Below are 14275 nucleotides of genomic sequence, written 5' to 3'. Positions count from 1 at the left end.
GCAATAGACCGGCAACGGCTGCGCCAGGCCGAACGGACAGACGCCACCCACGGGGTGCCCGGTCAGCGTGGCCACTTCTTCGGGGGGCAGCATTTTGGGACGGCCCCCAAACAGGTGCCGGAGCTTCTTGTTGTCGAGCCGCGTGTCTCCCGAGGCCACCACCAGCACCACCTGCCCGCCCGCCCTCAGGGACAGGGTCTTGGCGATCTGCCCCGGCGCCACACCATGGGCCTGGGCGGCGAGTTCGACCGTGGCCGTGCTTTGCGCAAGCTCGATGATCTCCAGCTCGGGGGCCCGTTCCCGCAAGAATTGGCGTACTTCGATAATACCCATATCAGAACGTGACCTCGGCGACCGGCGCCACCAAGTCTTTCATGGGCACCATCGAAAAATGGGGGATGTCGGCCTGCGCCGCGAGATCCAGATAAATATAGTTCATGCCTTTGCTGTCGCGCAGGTACAGGCGGCGGCGCTCGATGTCTGTCAGGCTGGTCCAGCTCGTGAATTCGGTCGGCACGCCATCCGTCGCATGCCCCGCCACTTGCAGATGCCCGCTGCCTTGGTCCGGCGGGTCGATCGTGATCCCCCGCGGCCGGTCGAAGTTGTTCATGATGTGTGCCACCATCTGCACCGCCTTGTCCGGGTCGGTTTGCTTTTCGGCAAACCGGGCATAGTGAGCCGCCCGGATGAACCGGTCCACCGAGCTGTCGCTACCCGGCACGCCCGCCTTGGCGATGCCCGAACCAGGCTGCTGGGCATCGTAGTTCATGAAGCGGGCCCTGGAGTGGTCGACATTCGACAAATGCGTGTAGTTGTCGAGATTGGTCAGGTGCCAGGAGAACCGGGGCGCATTGGTCATCACGCCCACCGGGTTGTCGTACAGCGAGCGTTCCCCGCGATGGAACTCGACCACCAGGCTGGCGCCCGTCGAATCGTGCAGGCCGAAGTGAAACGGCACTTCGAGCCCGCCCAGGATTGGAATGCGCTCGAGCACGATCTGCTGGCCGTCCAACACCGCCCGGGCCTCTGCGACAGTCGCGCACTGCCCCAGCAGGAACGCCCCCAGATCGGCGGCCGACAGCGCCGCCCGGGCGGAATCCAGGCCGGCCTGCGGACCGCCCGCCTGTGGATAAGACTGCATGCTGAACGTCAGGCCCGCGTCATTCAGGCCTTCGATCACCTTGAGATCCTCTGGCCCAAAGCCAGCCGCGGAGGCAGGCGGCGCATCGGGCATGGTGACCGCCAGGAAGGCATGACGCGCGACCCAGTCCAGCTCGGGGTAGCCCTGCACCTTGGACGTGAGCCGGGCGCCTTTTGGGAAACGCGCCACCAGATAAGGCAGTTCGAGGCTGAGTTCGAGCGTGCGGCCCAGGTAGGCGCGGTTGCAGGCATCCAGATAAAGCAGTGAAGTACACATGAGAGAACCAAGGCCTTGTAGTGATGTGTGCGAGCATGGCAGGGCTCGGCCACGATGCGGTACGATCGTAGGCTCGAACAACCCGATCAGCCCACATCTTGCCAGATCGTGCCCGCCTGCGACAAGCGGGCCGCGGCAGGGTCCGGCCCGCCGCCCTGATCGGCCACCCAACAGGCCCCCCTGGAGACGCCGTGCCCACTTCGGTCCATCGTATCAACATCACCCCGATCAAGGGGACCGCCCTGCAGCATCCGGATACGATCTGGCTCGATGATTCCGGCGTTTTTGCCAACCGGCGGTTTTATCTCATCGACGCCGATGGCATCATGATCAACGGCAAGCGGGCGGGCCCCCTGGTGCGTGTGCAGGCGCACTTCGACCCAGCCGAAGACTGGCTGCGCGTCTCCTTGCCCGACGGTACCTGTCTGGGCGATGCGGTGCGCCGCAGCCGCGAAACGGTCGTGACCGATTTCTACGGCCGGCCTGTGCACGGGCAACCCGTCGAAGGGCCCTGGGACCAGGCCCTCAGTGATTTCATCGCCCGGCCCGTGCGGCTGGTCCAGGCCGCGGCCGATACCATCGCCACCGACGTGCACCCCGTCACGCTGATCTCATGCGCCACCCTCGAGCGGGTGCGCCTCGAGGCACGCGCCACGGCGCTGCGCTGGGCCGACCGCTTCCGCATGATGTTCGAGCTCGACGGGCTGGATGCCTTCGAGGAAGATGGCTGGATCGGGCAACGTCTCGCCGTGGGCGAAGCCGTGGTGCGCATCGTGGGCCTCGTCCCGCGCTGCCTGGTCACCGCGCAGAACCCGGCCACCGGTCTGCGCGATACGGAGACGCTGAAAGCGCTGGTGGCGTTGCGCAGCCAAAAGCATGCCATTCCGGCAGAGGCGGGCGACCCGGCGGCGGCCCGCAGCCAGCTCATGCTGGGCCTGTATGCGCGCGTCGAACAGCACGGCCAGGTCGGGGCAGGCAGCCCGGTCAAGCGCCTGCAGGCGTAAATCGGCCGCAGGGATTCGACCAGGCGCGCTCTTGCGCCATTCTGCCACGATGCTCAAGTGAACGGGCCGGGGTCATCCGCGTCTGGCGCGACATGGCCCGGTTCGGCAAAAGGCAGGAACAGCAGCCGCAGGCCAGGCCACAAGCCGGCGGCCAGCAACACCCCGATCGCATTGGCGACGATGTCGCCCAGGCTGAAATCGCGCCGCGGCTGCAGCACGTGCTGCAGGTACTCGGTCAGCGGTGCGGCTGCCAACAGCACGGGCCAGGCCAGCCAGCCCCACGGACGGGCCATCAGCAGCAGTGAAGTGCACAGCGACAGCCCGAGAAACGCCATGACGTGCAATACCTTGTCCCACTGTGGAAACGGCATCAGCAAAACCGACGGCGGCCTGGCACTGAACATGCCATAGCTGAACAAAACCAGATAGGCCAGGAACAGGACAGGGCGGGCCGTCCAGATAGAGCGGAACAGAAACTTGGGCATACCAATGGTGCCAGAATACGAGTGGGGCCGGCCTTGGGCGGCCAAGCCCCATCATAGAGCATGGGGCGCAAAACGCCCGGGCAAAACACCCGATGGGCTATCCACGGCAGCCACGAAATCCCTGGATCGTACAGTCACCATTCTTGTCGTCCCGGCCCAAGCTCTATAACATCATAACTACAGCCAGCTCAGGCCTTCGAAACCGACCGGGCCGGCCGTCCATTCGAGACAGGAGGTGCTCATCATGAACTCACCCAAACCTGGCCAGCGCCAGGAGACCGCCCATCCACCCGCAGAACCCGTACTGTGTCCTGAATGCGGCAAGCCCATCGAACAATGCGGCTGCATCGCGCGCTGGGAAGACGAAGGCGGCGCCACCGAAGCGGGCCGCATAGCCGAAGACAGCGAAACCCCCACCTGACGTGCGCAGCCCGGCGGGCGCTCGACACCGATTGACAGCCTGCTGCATTTGCTCTAAATTTCTGGCAGTTCCTGGGGGGGTCCGAACATTCGGGCTGAGATTCCGCAAAACGGTGCGGTGACCCTTAGAACCTGATCCGGCTCATACCGGCGAAGGGAAGGACCCCCCACTGCCAGCACCCCTTCCCTCTCTTCCGTCATAGGCAGCCTGCCCGCCACGCGGCATGCCGCCAGCCTGGCCTGAATTGCGAGGGATCCTGCATGCCCGATACCGGCACCACCCTGGCGTGGGTCATCTTGTTTTCCATCGGCTTTGCACTGGCAGGCATCTGGTATGCACGGCGCAGTCGCGACACGCTCGAAGACTACATCGTGGCCCGCAACAGCCAGTCGGCCACGGCCACCATCCTGACCCTGCTGGCCTCTTCGCTGGGCGCCTGGATCCTGTTCGCACCCGCCCAGGCCGCCACCTGGGGCGGGCTGGCGGCCATCACCGGCTACGCACTGGGCGCCATGTCGCCGCGCCTGGTCATGATCCCGCTGGGGCAGCGCATGCGCGAGCTCATCCCGCGCGGCCACACCCTGACCGAATTCGTGATGGCCCGCTACGGCCGCGGCCTGTATGGCTTGATCCTGATGATCATGCTGTTTTATCTGGGCATCTCGCTGACGGCCGAAATCACGGCCATGGCCAAGATCGTTGCCCTGATGGCACCCATTCCCCTGTGGCTGACCGCCGGCATCGTGCTCGGCTGCACGCTGCTGTACACCGCCTGGGGGGGCCTGAAGGCCTCTATCTTCACCGACAAGATCCAGATGATGATCATCCTGCCGCTGCTGCTGGCGCTGATCGCGCTGGGCTGGCAGGCCAGCGGCGGCATCGAGATGGTACGCGACCACCTGCAGGCCAGGGCCCCCCAGCTGCTGGCCCTGGATAACTGGGTCGGCCTGAAGGCGGGCCTGACCTTCTTCGTGGCCATCCTGCTGACCGGGCTGTTCCATCAGGGCAACTGGCAACGCGTGTATGCGGCCCGTTCCACCCGCGCCATGCGGCGCGGCTTTCTGCTCGGCGGCCTGCTGGTGGGCCCGGTGATCTTCATCATGGGCCTGTTTGGCCTGGTGTTCGTGGCACAGGATGCGGGAACGGACAGTTCGGTGGCGCTGTTCAGCGTGCTGGCCCCCAAAATGCCGGCATTGTTCATGCTGGCGCTCATCCCGCTGGGCCTGTCCCTGGTCATGAGCAGCGCCGACACCGCCATCAGCGCCGTCTCCAGCATGATCGCCGTAGACGCCCGACGCCTGATGCCCCAGGCATCCGGCGCCGTCCTGATGTACTGGTCGCGGCTGGCGATCTATGCCCTCGCGCTCCCCGTCTGGCTGGCGTCGGCGCAGGGCTACAGCGTGCTGTACCTGTTCCTGCTGGCCGACCTGTTCTGTTCCGCAGCCGCCTTTCCGGTGTTCTTTGGCCTGTACAGCACCCGCTGCAGCGGGCGGGTGGCTCTGACGGCCACCCTGGCCGGCCTCGCAGCCGGTTTCTGGCTGTTCCCGGCCCCCGACGGGCCCATGGACACCTTGCTCGAATCCTTTCTGCTGGCCGCCCTGGTGCCCGTGGCCACCACACTGGTGCTTAGCCGCGTCTGGCCCGGCACCCCCTGCGACCTGCACGGCATGCAGCACCAGATCTGCAGCCTGCCGAACTGACCGCTTCACCTTTTCATTGACGGAGATCCACGATGACCCCGGATTTTTCAGCTGGCCCCCTGACCCGCGCTCTGTGGCAAGACAGCCAGCCCATCGTACAACGCATCGAGACCCTGCCCTTTCTGGCCGAACTGGCCGACGGGACGCTGGACCCGACCGCCTTCGTGCACTATATCCGCCAGGACAGCCGCTACCTGAGCGGCTATGCACGTGCCATGGCACTGCTCTCGGCGCGCGCCCACAGCCGGGATGAATCGCGTTTCTGGGCCGAGTCGTCGGCGCGCGCCATCAGCGTCGAGGAAGGCATGCATCACAGCCTGCTGTCGGACGCCACCCTGGCCACAGCCTGCGAGCAGCTTGCCGTACAGTCAGGGCCCGCACAACCGTCGCCCACGACGCTGGGCTACGTGTCGTTCCTGATTGCCACCGCCGCCACGGAATCGTATGCGCAGGGCGTAGCGGGCGTGCTGCCCTGCTTCTGGGTATACGCCCACATGGGTAAAGTACTGGTGCAACGCGCCTCGCGGCTGGGTGCAAGCCACCCGTATGCCACCTGGGTGGCGACCTACGACAGTGCCGATTTCGACCGGGCCACCCGCGGGGCGGTTGCCATACTGGAGGCCTGTCTGGCCCGGGCGTCGCAGCCCGAGCGCGACGTCATGCAGCAGATCTTTCGCCAGGCCTGCGTATACGAGTGGCATTTCTGGGGCACTGCCCACGACCGCCAGGGGTGGGACCTGGGTTGAGGGTACTCATGGGCCGAGGGCGTTCATGGGTGGTCGTTGGACCATGCCTGGAATGCCTGCGCGATGGCGCCGGGATCGGCCCCTTGATGGCGCAGCAGCAGGGTCAGCAAGACCCGTGCCTTGTGCCCGTCGAGCAGGCCGGCGCGGATCAGCCCACGCCGCAGCAAATCGATTTCACTGCCGGTATAGCCGTACGTGCTGGACAGCACGTCTCCGCTGCCCGTGCGGGATGCCAACACGACGGGCATCGACCGGGCAGCGGTCTCCAGGGCATCGGCCAGGCCCGCCGTGACGTGACCGCCACCCGCCGCCTGGATCACCAGGCCGTCGAACGCATGGGCGGCCAACAGCGCGCGCACCATGTCGCCGGGGTCGTCCAGGCAGGCGGGCAGCAACGCGACCTGCGCCGGGCGTGGCTGGGGCGATGACACGACACGGGGCACATCGGGCAGGCGGCTGGCCAGGCGCAGGCGCCCTTCGGTGAGCCAACCCAGGCGCCCGCAGGCCGGCGACGCAAACGCATCGGGCCGGCTGGTGTTCAGCTTGCGCACGTATCGGGCGGCATGGACCTCGTCATTCATGACGACCAGGCAACCCAGGCCGCGGGCCGCCGGGCTGGCCGCCACCTGGACGGCGGCCAGCAGATTGGCGGGCCCATCGGCCCCGGGCAGGGTCGGGTGGCGCATGGCGCCCGTGACCACGAGCGGGACGTCCAGGTCGTACAGGCAATCGAGCGCGAATGCGGTCTCATCGATCGTGTCGGTGCCCTGCGTGATCACGAACCCGCGCTCGCCAGCCCCGGCCAGATGGCGCAGGGAGGCCGCCAGGGCCTCGATGTCCTCGAACCGCAGGTGGGCGCTGGGCAGCTGCCGGTACGATTGCGCCTTGACCCGGGCGACCTGTTGCAGCTGCGGCACGGCGCCGACCAGCGCCTCGGCCGTGAGGGTGGGCACGACCCCCCCGGTCTCGCCCTGGGTCATGGCAATCGTGCCCCCCAGCGACAGTATGGTGACGGCAGGCAGATCCATGGTTGCTCCGGGTCAATGGGCTACGAATGGCGGCGGGCTCAGCGGCGGGCTCAGCCGCAGGCCCCCTGATACCCGCAGTTGGTGCAGAACTCGCAGCCATCGCGGCGAATGATCCGATGCAGATGGCATTCGGGGCATTCGCTGCCGGTCATGTGCGCCACGACATCGGCGGCGGGTCCGGCCGCCGTCGCCCCCGGCAGGCCGGGCGCGGTTTCGGCCTGCACCACGCCCATGGGATCGATGGGTTCGCCGGACTCGTCCAGTATGCCCAGCATGGCGTACCGATGGATCAACAAGCGGGCGATATAGGCCTCGGTGGACGGAAAGGAGCGCGACTGATCGCTGCCCGGCACGCGGGCCATGAAATCGCCCTGCGGTTCGGCGTAGTTCATGAGCTTGCGCAGCTTCATCGCGATCCAGGCCGGATCGACGATGCGCATGTCCAGGCTGAGCAGCTTGAACAGGCCCTGAAAAGCGTGGGGAAACTTGCCCGCCCCCCAGACCGAATAAGGCCGGGTCGAGCCATCGGGCATGCGCAGTTCTTTGACCATCAGGACCAGGTCGTCTCCGGTGGCCGGATTGAGCACGTCGCAGACCCAGCCCATGGTGCCGTCGGTGCCGGTCTTGGGCTCGCGCGGCGCAATCAGGGCATCCATCATCGCCGAAGACGCCGACTCGGGGGCCGCGATACCCAGTGAACGGTGCCGGAACGCCACCAGCCGCGCCAAGGCCGCCACGGTGGACGGCAGCGTGATGCATTCACCCGTCTCGGGGTCGGTCATCTGGAATTCGGCCTGCCCGCTGGTGCGCGCCAGCACCTGCAGCTTGCGGTCGAGCCAGGGATAGTCGTCCGTGTACATGTCGAGGCTGAGCATCTTGGCCACCGACCCCAGGCCGCGCGGCGGGCGCGCGCCATTGACCCAGATTTCGAATGGCCGGTTCTGCAAGTCGGAGACGTACACCACGAAGCTGCCCTCGGAGGTTTCGATGGCGTCGGACGCCCAGCAGGAGGCGCCGCGCGGCAACCGCGGCCGGTTGGGCCAGCGCAGGCTGTTGAGTACCGGTTCGATGGTGCGCTTGAGTACCAGGCGGCGATCGGCCTCGGACAGCGAAATCGCTTCGGGCTGGGCGGGCGTGCCGCCACTGGACGGCTCGACCGACAGCACCGCGCCGCGCTTGCCGCTGGGCCGATACGTGGTGATGCCCTTGAGCCCGAGGCGCCAGGCTTCGAGATAGAGATCCTTGAAGTCTTCGTAGGGATAGTCGGCCGCCACGTTCACGGTCTTGGAAATCGCGGCATCCACGTAGTCCTTGACCGCGGCCACCATGAGCGCGTGATCGCGCGCGGAAATCTGCAAGGCGGTACGGAAATGGGCGGGCAGTTCGCCCGAGACGTCGCCGCCCATGAGCCGGTACAGGCGGTAGGCGTGGTCTTCGACGGTGTAATCCTGCCGCGAGCCGTCGGCCATGCGTTTGCTGCGCGTGTAGGTCCAGGAAAACGGCGGCTCGATGCCATTGGAGGCATTGTCGGCAAAGGCCAGCGAAATGGTGCCGGTGGGCGCGATCGACGTCAGGTGGCTGTTGCGGATGCCGTGTTTGCCGATGGCCTTGCGGATGTCCTTGGGCAGGCGCTGCGCAAAGCCGCTGGCCAAGTAGGGTTCGGCCTGAAAACCAGGAAACGCGCCGCGTTCTTGGGCCAGTGCCACGGAGGCGCGATACGCCGCGTGCGCGACTTCGCGCGCAAAGCGCCCCGCCATGGCGCGCGCCGGTTCGCTGTCGTAGGCCAGCCCCAGCATGATGAGCGCGTCGCCCAGCCCCGTGACCCCCAGGCCGACCCGCCGCTTGTGGGCGGCTTCGGCGGCCTGCTCGGGCAGCGGCCACTGGGTGGCGTCGAGCACGTTGTCCAGCATGCGGATGGCGATGGCCGTGACTTCGGCCAGGCCGGCCCAGTCGACCTCGGGCTCGCCCTGCAGGCCAAACGGGTGATGCACGAAGCGGGTCAGGTCGATGGACCCCAGGCAGCAGCACCCATAACCCGGCAGGGGCTGTTCGCCGCACGGATTGGTGGCTTCGAGGATCTCGAGATAATGCAGATTGTTTTCGCGATTGATCTGGTCGTGGAACAACACGCCCGGTTCCGCGTAATCATACGTGGAGCGCATGATCTGGTCCCAGAGATCGCGCGCGCGGATTTCGCGATAAATCCACACCCCATCGGCCCGCTGCCTGGCACCGGCCGCCTTGAGGTCTTCGGAGGGCTCGGCGGCATGCACCAGCGGAAACAGGGCGTCGTCGACCACCGCCTGCATGAAGGCGTCGGTGACGCTGACCGATACATTGAAATTGGTGAGCTCGCCCGCCGTCTGCTTGGCCTGTACAAAGGCCTCGATGTCCGGATGCGAGACGGACAGCACGCCCATTTGCGCCCCGCGCCGCGCCCCGGCCGATTCGACCGTTTCACAAGAGCGATCGAACACCCGCATGTACGACAGAGGCCCCGACGCCTTGGACGCCGTCCCCTTGACCTGAGCCCCGGCAGGCCGGATATGGCTGAAGTTATAGCCGACCCCGCCCCCGCGGCGCATGGTCTCCGCAGCCTTCTGCAAGGCATCGTAGATGCCGGGCAGGCCATCGACCGCACTGGAGATCGAATCGCCCACCGGCTGCACGAAGCAGTTGATCAGGGTGGCGGCCAGATCGGTGCCCGCCGCCGAATTGATGCGCCCCGCCGGAATGAACCCGCGCTGCTGCGCCTGCAGAAACCGCGCTTCGTAGTGCGCCTGCTGGTCGGCCGGCTCGACGGCGGCCAGCGCCCGCGCCACCCGTTGCTGGATTTCACCAATCGTCGTCTCGCCCCCTTTGGCGTATTTCTCGAGCAGGACCTCGGTAGTGATGGACTGGGGCTCCAGGCCCGTGAACACGTCTTCGCGCTTCATGATGGCTCCTGCCCCCACAAGCGCATGGACGCATTCGGGAGCAACGATGGGATGGACAGATTTCGTACCACATATAGTGTTTTCGCCCATAATATACACTATATGTAGACCAGAAACCGGGGGCTTTAGATCCGCCGACAGGGTTTACTGTACGCCTTTTTTCTTCAAAATCCATACCGGCCGTACGCTTTTTTTCTACCGGCGATGGCAGGCCGCGGCTTCAGTGGCCGCCCCCCAAGGGCCTGAGGCCCGGCCGGCACGCCATGCCTGCATTTTGCTTATCATTTCCAGCTATATGAAGCTGTGTCAAAATGCGCAGGTCCATTGCACAAGGAGACGTCATGAAGCGCGACACCATCGCCATCCACGGCGGTTTTGCCGGCGACCCGCAGACCCATTCGGTCGCGGTGCCGATCTACCAGACCACCAGCTACTATTTCGACGACACGCAACACGGCGCCGACCTGTTCGACCTGAAGGTGCCCGGCAACATCTACACGCGCATCATGAACCCGACGACGGATGTGCTCGAGAACCGGGTGGCCCAGCTCGAGGGCGGTGCGGCCGGCCTGGCCTTTGCTTCGGGCATGGCGGCCATCACCGCCTGCGTACTCACCGTCGCCAAGGCGGGTGACAACATCGTCGCCACCAGCCAGGTCTACGGCGGCACTTATACGTTCCTGCGCCACACGCTGAACGACCTGGGCATCGAAGCCCGTCTGGTCGACGGGCGCGACCCCGAGGCTTTTGCCCGCGCCATCGATGACCGTACCCGCCTGGTCTACTGCGAATCCGTGGGCAACCCGGCCGGCAACGTGGTCGACATCGCCGCCCTGGCGGACATCGCCCATGCGCAGGGCGTCCCCCTGGCGGTAGACAACACGGTGCCCACCCCGGCGCTGTGCCGCCCCATCGAACACGGGGCGGACATCATCATCCATGCGCTCACCAAATATCTGGGCGGCCACGGTACCAGCATCGGCGGCATCCTGATCGACGCGGGCCGCTTCCCCTGGAAAGACAACCCGCGCTTCCCCCAATTCAACGAACCCGAACCCGCCTATCACGGCGTGGTGTATGCCGACGACTTCGCCGCCGTTCCGCTGGCCGGGCGGGCCCGTACCGTCGCCCTGCGCAACACGGGCGGCGCCATCTCGCCCTTCAACGCCTTCCTGATCCTGCAGGGCATCGAAACCCTGGGTCTGCGCATGGAGCGCCACTGCGAGAATGCCCTGGCCCTGGCCAAATACTTGCAACAGCACCCCAAGGTCGCCTGGGTCAATTTTGCCGGCCTCGAAGACAACCGGGACTACGCCCTCGCCCAGAAATACATCGACGGCGGCATCCCGTCCTCGTTGTTCAGCTTCGGCGTCAAAGGCGGCATCGAGGCCTGCACGCGCTTCATGGATCAGCTGCAGATCATCAAGCGCCTGGTGAACATCGGCGACGCCAAGACCCTGGCCTGCCATCCGGCTACCACCACGCATCGCCAACTCAGCGACGAAGAGCTGGTCACGGCCGGTGTCAGCAAGGACCTGGTCCGCCTGTGCGTGGGGATCGAGCACATCGACGATCTGGTCGACGACATCGAACAAGCGCTGGCCGTGGCCTGATCCCCCACGGGGGGACCGGGAAGACGGGGGCCGGGGGCCGGATGCCCCGGGCCGCCGCCGGGCCGCCGGGCCAGGAAGCATCCGGCCAGCGGCGGCCCGGGGCGTCGTCATGGTGCAGGCCGCTGCGGTATGATGAACCCCCGCCCATCCAGCCCATCTTTCCGCCCGGCGCATTTTTCGGAGACGCCTGTCATGCCTTTCTTGAAGATCCACGTCGCCGCCCAGCGCAGCGACGAGCAAAAAACGCATTTGGTGCGCGAATGCGCCCAGGCGGTTTCCACGGCACTGGACGTGCCCGGCCGCGTCGTCCACGTGTTCCTGAATGCCTACGGACCCGAGAGCGCCCTGATCGGGCAGGATCCGGCGGCCGAGATGGTCTTGTACGAACTCTACCTGCTCGAAGGCCGCGACACCCAAGAAAAAGAAGCCGCCATCGCAGCGCTGAACGCAGTCAGCGAGCGATGTCTCGGCGTTTCGGCCCAGGCCACCCGCTCGATCATCCACGACCTGGCCCGGGAAAACTACGGCACGGCCGGCGGAATCAGCGCCCTGAAGGCCGGGCTATAAGGGCCGGGGCGGGGCGCGCCGGCGGCCCGGTTCAGCCCAGCGCGGTATCCAGCAGCATCATCACCACGAAACCCAGCATCAGCCCGCAAGTAGCCAGCGCCTCGTGCCCGGTGCGATGCGACTCGGGGATGATCTCGTGGCTGATCACGAACAGCATGGCGCCTGCGGCAAAGCCCAGCCCCCAGGGCAGCAGAGGGGCCGACCAGCCGACCACCAGCGCCCCCAAAACCGCCGCAATGGGCTCGACCAGCCCCGAAGCCATGCCCAGCAGCACCGCAAACCAGCGCTCATACCCCACGGCAATCAGCGCCACCGCGACCACCAGCCCTTCGGGGATATCCTGTATCGCGATCCCCGTCGCCAGTGCCGTGCCCCGCACCATGTCAGTGCCCGCATAGCCCACGCCGATCGCCAGGCCCTCGGGGATATTGTGCAAGGCGATCGCGAACACGAACAGCCAGGTGCGGCGCAAGCGCGTGGATTCGACCCCTTCGCGCCCCTTGACGAAGTGTTCGTGTGGCAGAAGGCGCTCGAAGCCCAGCAGCACCACGGCCCCCAGCAAAATGGCCGAACCGACGATGAACCCCGACCCCCACGGCCCATAGCCCATATCGCCCGCTGCCTCGAGGCCCGGTATGGTCAGCGAAAAAGCACTGGCCGCCAGCATCACCCCGGCCCCGAAACCCAGCAGCGCGTCCTGCGTGCGCACCGACAGTGAGCGTACGCTCAGGATAGGCAGAGTGCCCAGGGCGGTTGCCGCCGCAGCGGCCATGCCGCCCACCAGCGCCATGCCCGCCATGGGATCGATGCGGTCCAGCCAGCGCCAGAGCGGCCAGAGCCCGGCCAGCACCAGGGCGGTCGCCAGCAAAGCCAGCGTGAGGTAGGTTTTGTTGAAGCCTGTACGGCGGCTGTTCATGCCACCAGGCCTTTCATTTTCTGGACCGCCGACTCGGGCGTGGTAATGACGGGCAGGGCCGTATGGTTTCGTATGCTGTCCGCAGCCCGCGCCAAGGAAAATTGCCCGAGAACGATGACATCGACGCCAGTCAGTTTTCGCGCCGCGTCGGCCACCAGCCTGTCGTGCTCGTCGGCCCGCCCGGACTGAAGCGCCGCAAGGGCGCCCTCTACGACAGAGCCGACCACCGAAACGTCGAGCCCCCGCGAGGCCGCCATCTGGCCCAGCTCTTGGCGCAACGACCCAAGGGAGCGTTCAAAGGTGACCAGCAGGCCAATGCGCGCACCCAGCGCAAGCGCACGCTCGAAGGCGGCCTCGTTGGGCCTCAATACCGGGATGTCCAGATCCTTTTTGACTGCATCGATCGCAGGGCCGAACGCCGAGCAGGTGAACAACAGCCCCCTGGCCCCGGTGGAAGCAGCGTACCGGCCCATGGCCAGAAAACGGGCGACGATAGGCTCGGTGAGCCCCCCCTGCGCGACGAGATCGCCGGGAAGCGAATCATCGACCAGATTGAAATATCTGGCCTCGGGCCAGATTTTTTCCATCGCGCGCCAGGACGGTCGTTCGGATTCCCGCAGGGCGTGGAACAGTGCGATTTTTGGATGATGCCGGCTCATGCGACACCCCCGACGTGACCGATCGGCAAATCAACCATGGCTGCTTTCCCCTTTGAGGATGTCGGCCGCCATCAGCAAGGCCTTTTCGTAGCGCGCCTTTTCGGCCCGGATCCGCTCGGGGGTCCATTGATAAAAACCCTTCATCGAAGGGGATTTCACCCCGACGTGCCCGTCGGCCACCAGTTTTCTCATGTAGGCGCTGGGCTCGGTATTGTTGTGCAGGTAGGGATACATCTTCGTCGCGGCGGCGCAATGCACATCGATTCCTGCCAGATCTTTCTGCAACAAGGGGCCCGCCGCGACGTACCGGAGCCCAAAGCCATACTGCACCGCCGCATCGACGTCTTCTGCGCTGGCGAACCCTTCTTCCACGAGAGCAATCGCCTCGCGCATCAGGGCATGCTGGATTCGATTGGCCAAAAACCCCGGAACGTCCTTCTTGACCCGGATGGGCCGTTTCCCCACCGCCCACATGATGTCGATGACCTGATCGGCAACGGCTTCATCCGATTGTTGGCTGCACACCACCTCGACCGCGGGCACCAGATGCGCGGGCATGAAGAAATGCAGGCCCAGCATGCGGTTCAACGTCTGCAATCCTGCGCCGATATCGCTGATCGGAAAGCTGGATGAGTTGCTGGTCAGTGGCACGGAGGCGGGACTGAGCTGTTCGAGCGCCGCAAATACCTGGCGCTTCAACGCCAAATCCTCATAGACGCACTCGACGACAATGCCGACGTTGTTCCATTGGATGCGCTTTAATGCGTCGTGGACCACGACGGG

14 protein-coding genes and 1 riboswitch are annotated in these 14275 nt (G+C 65.9%); of the genes, 6 read left to right on the top strand and 8 right to left on the bottom strand.

Translation table 11 applies throughout. From position 1 onward, the window contains the following. Together WCZ84_RS11565 and WCZ84_RS11560 are read right to left on the bottom strand one after the other, a co-directional pair. A partial coding sequence (locus WCZ84_RS11565; RefSeq protein WP_372686432.1) for a YbaK/EbsC family protein occupies positions 1–333 on the bottom strand: 333 nt, incomplete at its 3' end. Between the two features lies 1 nt (position 334). Further along, positions 335–1417 carry a linear amide C-N hydrolase gene (locus WCZ84_RS11560; protein ID WP_372686431.1) on the bottom strand — a complete coding sequence of 361 codons (1083 nt, stop codon included), beginning with the start codon at positions 1415–1417 and terminating at the stop codon, positions 335–337. Positions 1418–1608: 191 nt separating this feature from the next. On the opposite strand from WCZ84_RS11560, the gene WCZ84_RS11555 reads away from it, so the two are divergent. Continuing rightward, positions 1609–2421 carry an MOSC domain-containing protein gene (locus WCZ84_RS11555; protein WP_372686430.1) on the top strand — a complete coding sequence of 271 codons (813 nt, stop codon included), beginning with the start codon at positions 1609–1611 and terminating at the stop codon, positions 2419–2421. Positions 2422–2474: 53 nt separating this feature from the next. Here WCZ84_RS11555 and WCZ84_RS11550 read toward each other — a convergent pair whose 3' ends face one another. Beyond that, positions 2475–2906: a hypothetical protein gene (locus tag WCZ84_RS11550; protein WP_372686429.1), complete on the bottom strand. Its 432-nt coding sequence runs from the start codon at positions 2904–2906 to the stop codon at positions 2475–2477. A 244-nt stretch (positions 2907–3150) separates the two neighbouring features. On the opposite strand from WCZ84_RS11550, the gene WCZ84_RS11545 reads away from it, so the two are divergent. From WCZ84_RS11545 to WCZ84_RS11535, 3 genes are all read left to right on the top strand, one after another. Next, a complete protein-coding gene (locus tag WCZ84_RS11545) occupies positions 3151–3327 on the top strand; it encodes a hypothetical protein (protein WP_372686428.1) in 177 nt (58 codons plus the stop codon). Positions 3328–3390: 63 nt separating this feature from the next. Beyond that, positions 3391–3502, top strand: a riboswitch (TPP riboswitch). An 85-nt stretch (positions 3503–3587) separates the two neighbouring features. Beyond that, on the top strand, positions 3588–5027 hold the full coding sequence (locus tag WCZ84_RS11540) for a sodium:solute symporter (RefSeq protein WP_372686427.1): 1440 nt from the start codon (positions 3588–3590) through the stop codon (positions 5025–5027). Positions 5028–5059: 32 nt separating this feature from the next. Beyond that, the gene (locus WCZ84_RS11535; protein WP_372686426.1) at positions 5060–5773 is read left to right on the top strand and encodes a TenA family protein; all 714 of its coding nucleotides are present in this window, start codon (positions 5060–5062) and stop codon (positions 5771–5773) included. Between the two features lie 23 nt (positions 5774–5796). Here WCZ84_RS11535 and WCZ84_RS11530 read toward each other — a convergent pair whose 3' ends face one another. After that, on the bottom strand, positions 5797–6801 hold the full coding sequence (locus WCZ84_RS11530; protein ID WP_372686425.1) for an asparaginase: 1005 nt from the start codon (positions 6799–6801) through the stop codon (positions 5797–5799). Between the two features lie 50 nt (positions 6802–6851). Continuing rightward, positions 6852–9737: an adenosylcobalamin-dependent ribonucleoside-diphosphate reductase gene (locus tag WCZ84_RS11525; RefSeq protein ID WP_372686424.1), complete on the bottom strand. Its 2886-nt coding sequence runs from the start codon at positions 9735–9737 to the stop codon at positions 6852–6854. Positions 9738–10078: 341 nt separating this feature from the next. Between WCZ84_RS11525 and WCZ84_RS11520 the strand changes: the two genes are divergently transcribed. Together WCZ84_RS11520 and WCZ84_RS11515 are read left to right on the top strand one after the other, a co-directional pair. Then, on the top strand, positions 10079–11350 hold the full coding sequence (locus WCZ84_RS11520) for an O-acetylhomoserine aminocarboxypropyltransferase/cysteine synthase family protein (RefSeq protein WP_372686423.1): 1272 nt from the start codon (positions 10079–10081) through the stop codon (positions 11348–11350). Between the two features lie 192 nt (positions 11351–11542). Continuing rightward, positions 11543–11917 (top strand): tautomerase family protein, encoded by a 375-nt coding sequence (locus WCZ84_RS11515; protein ID WP_372686422.1) that lies wholly within the window; start codon positions 11543–11545, stop codon positions 11915–11917. Between the two features lie 31 nt (positions 11918–11948). Here the strand turns inward: WCZ84_RS11515 and WCZ84_RS11510 are convergent, their stop codons facing one another. The 3 genes from WCZ84_RS11510 to WCZ84_RS11500 all read right to left on the bottom strand — a co-directional run. Next, the gene (locus WCZ84_RS11510) at positions 11949–12833 is read right to left on the bottom strand and encodes a ZIP family metal transporter (RefSeq protein ID WP_372686421.1); all 885 of its coding nucleotides are present in this window, start codon (positions 12831–12833) and stop codon (positions 11949–11951) included. Next, positions 12830–13492, bottom strand: a complete 663-nt coding sequence (locus WCZ84_RS11505) for an aspartate/glutamate racemase family protein (RefSeq protein WP_372686420.1) — start codon at positions 13490–13492, stop codon at positions 12830–12832. The genes WCZ84_RS11510 and WCZ84_RS11505 overlap by 4 nt, the downstream gene beginning before the upstream one ends. 30 nt (positions 13493–13522) lie before the next feature. Further along, positions 13523–14275, bottom strand: a 753-nt coding sequence (locus WCZ84_RS11500; protein WP_372686419.1) for a 3-hydroxyacyl-CoA dehydrogenase NAD-binding domain-containing protein, incomplete at its 5' end; no start/stop codon positions are given.

This window comes from Castellaniella sp. (genome assembly GCF_041675725.1).
Classification (GTDB): Bacteria; Pseudomonadota; Gammaproteobacteria; order Burkholderiales; family Burkholderiaceae_B; genus Castellaniella.
This window is presented reverse-complemented; position numbering and strand designations above follow the sequence as displayed.

Coding starts and splice junctions, on each gene's coding strand:
- WCZ84_RS11560 (WP_372686431.1), bottom strand. CDS start 1,417: ATGTGTACTTCACTGCTTTATCTGGATGCCTGCAACCGCGCCTACCTG.
- WCZ84_RS11550 (WP_372686429.1), bottom strand. CDS start 2,906: ATGCCCAAGTTTCTGTTCCGCTCTATCTGGACGGCCCGCCCTGTCCTG.
- WCZ84_RS11545 (WP_372686428.1), top strand. CDS start 3,151: ATGAACTCACCCAAACCTGGCCAGCGCCAGGAGACCGCCCATCCACCC.
- WCZ84_RS11540 (WP_372686427.1), top strand. CDS start 3,588: ATGCCCGATACCGGCACCACCCTGGCGTGGGTCATCTTGTTTTCCATC.
- WCZ84_RS11535 (WP_372686426.1), top strand. CDS start 5,060: ATGACCCCGGATTTTTCAGCTGGCCCCCTGACCCGCGCTCTGTGGCAA.
- WCZ84_RS11530 (WP_372686425.1), bottom strand. CDS start 6,801: ATGGATCTGCCTGCCGTCACCATACTGTCGCTGGGGGGCACGATTGCC.
- WCZ84_RS11525 (WP_372686424.1), bottom strand. CDS start 9,737: ATGAAGCGCGAAGACGTGTTCACGGGCCTGGAGCCCCAGTCCATCACT.
- WCZ84_RS11520 (WP_372686423.1), top strand. CDS start 10,079: ATGAAGCGCGACACCATCGCCATCCACGGCGGTTTTGCCGGCGACCCG.
- WCZ84_RS11515 (WP_372686422.1), top strand. CDS start 11,543: ATGCCTTTCTTGAAGATCCACGTCGCCGCCCAGCGCAGCGACGAGCAA.
- WCZ84_RS11510 (WP_372686421.1), bottom strand. CDS start 12,833: ATGAACAGCCGCCGTACAGGCTTCAACAAAACCTACCTCACGCTGGCT.
- WCZ84_RS11505 (WP_372686420.1), bottom strand. CDS start 13,492: ATGAGCCGGCATCATCCAAAAATCGCACTGTTCCACGCCCTGCGGGAA.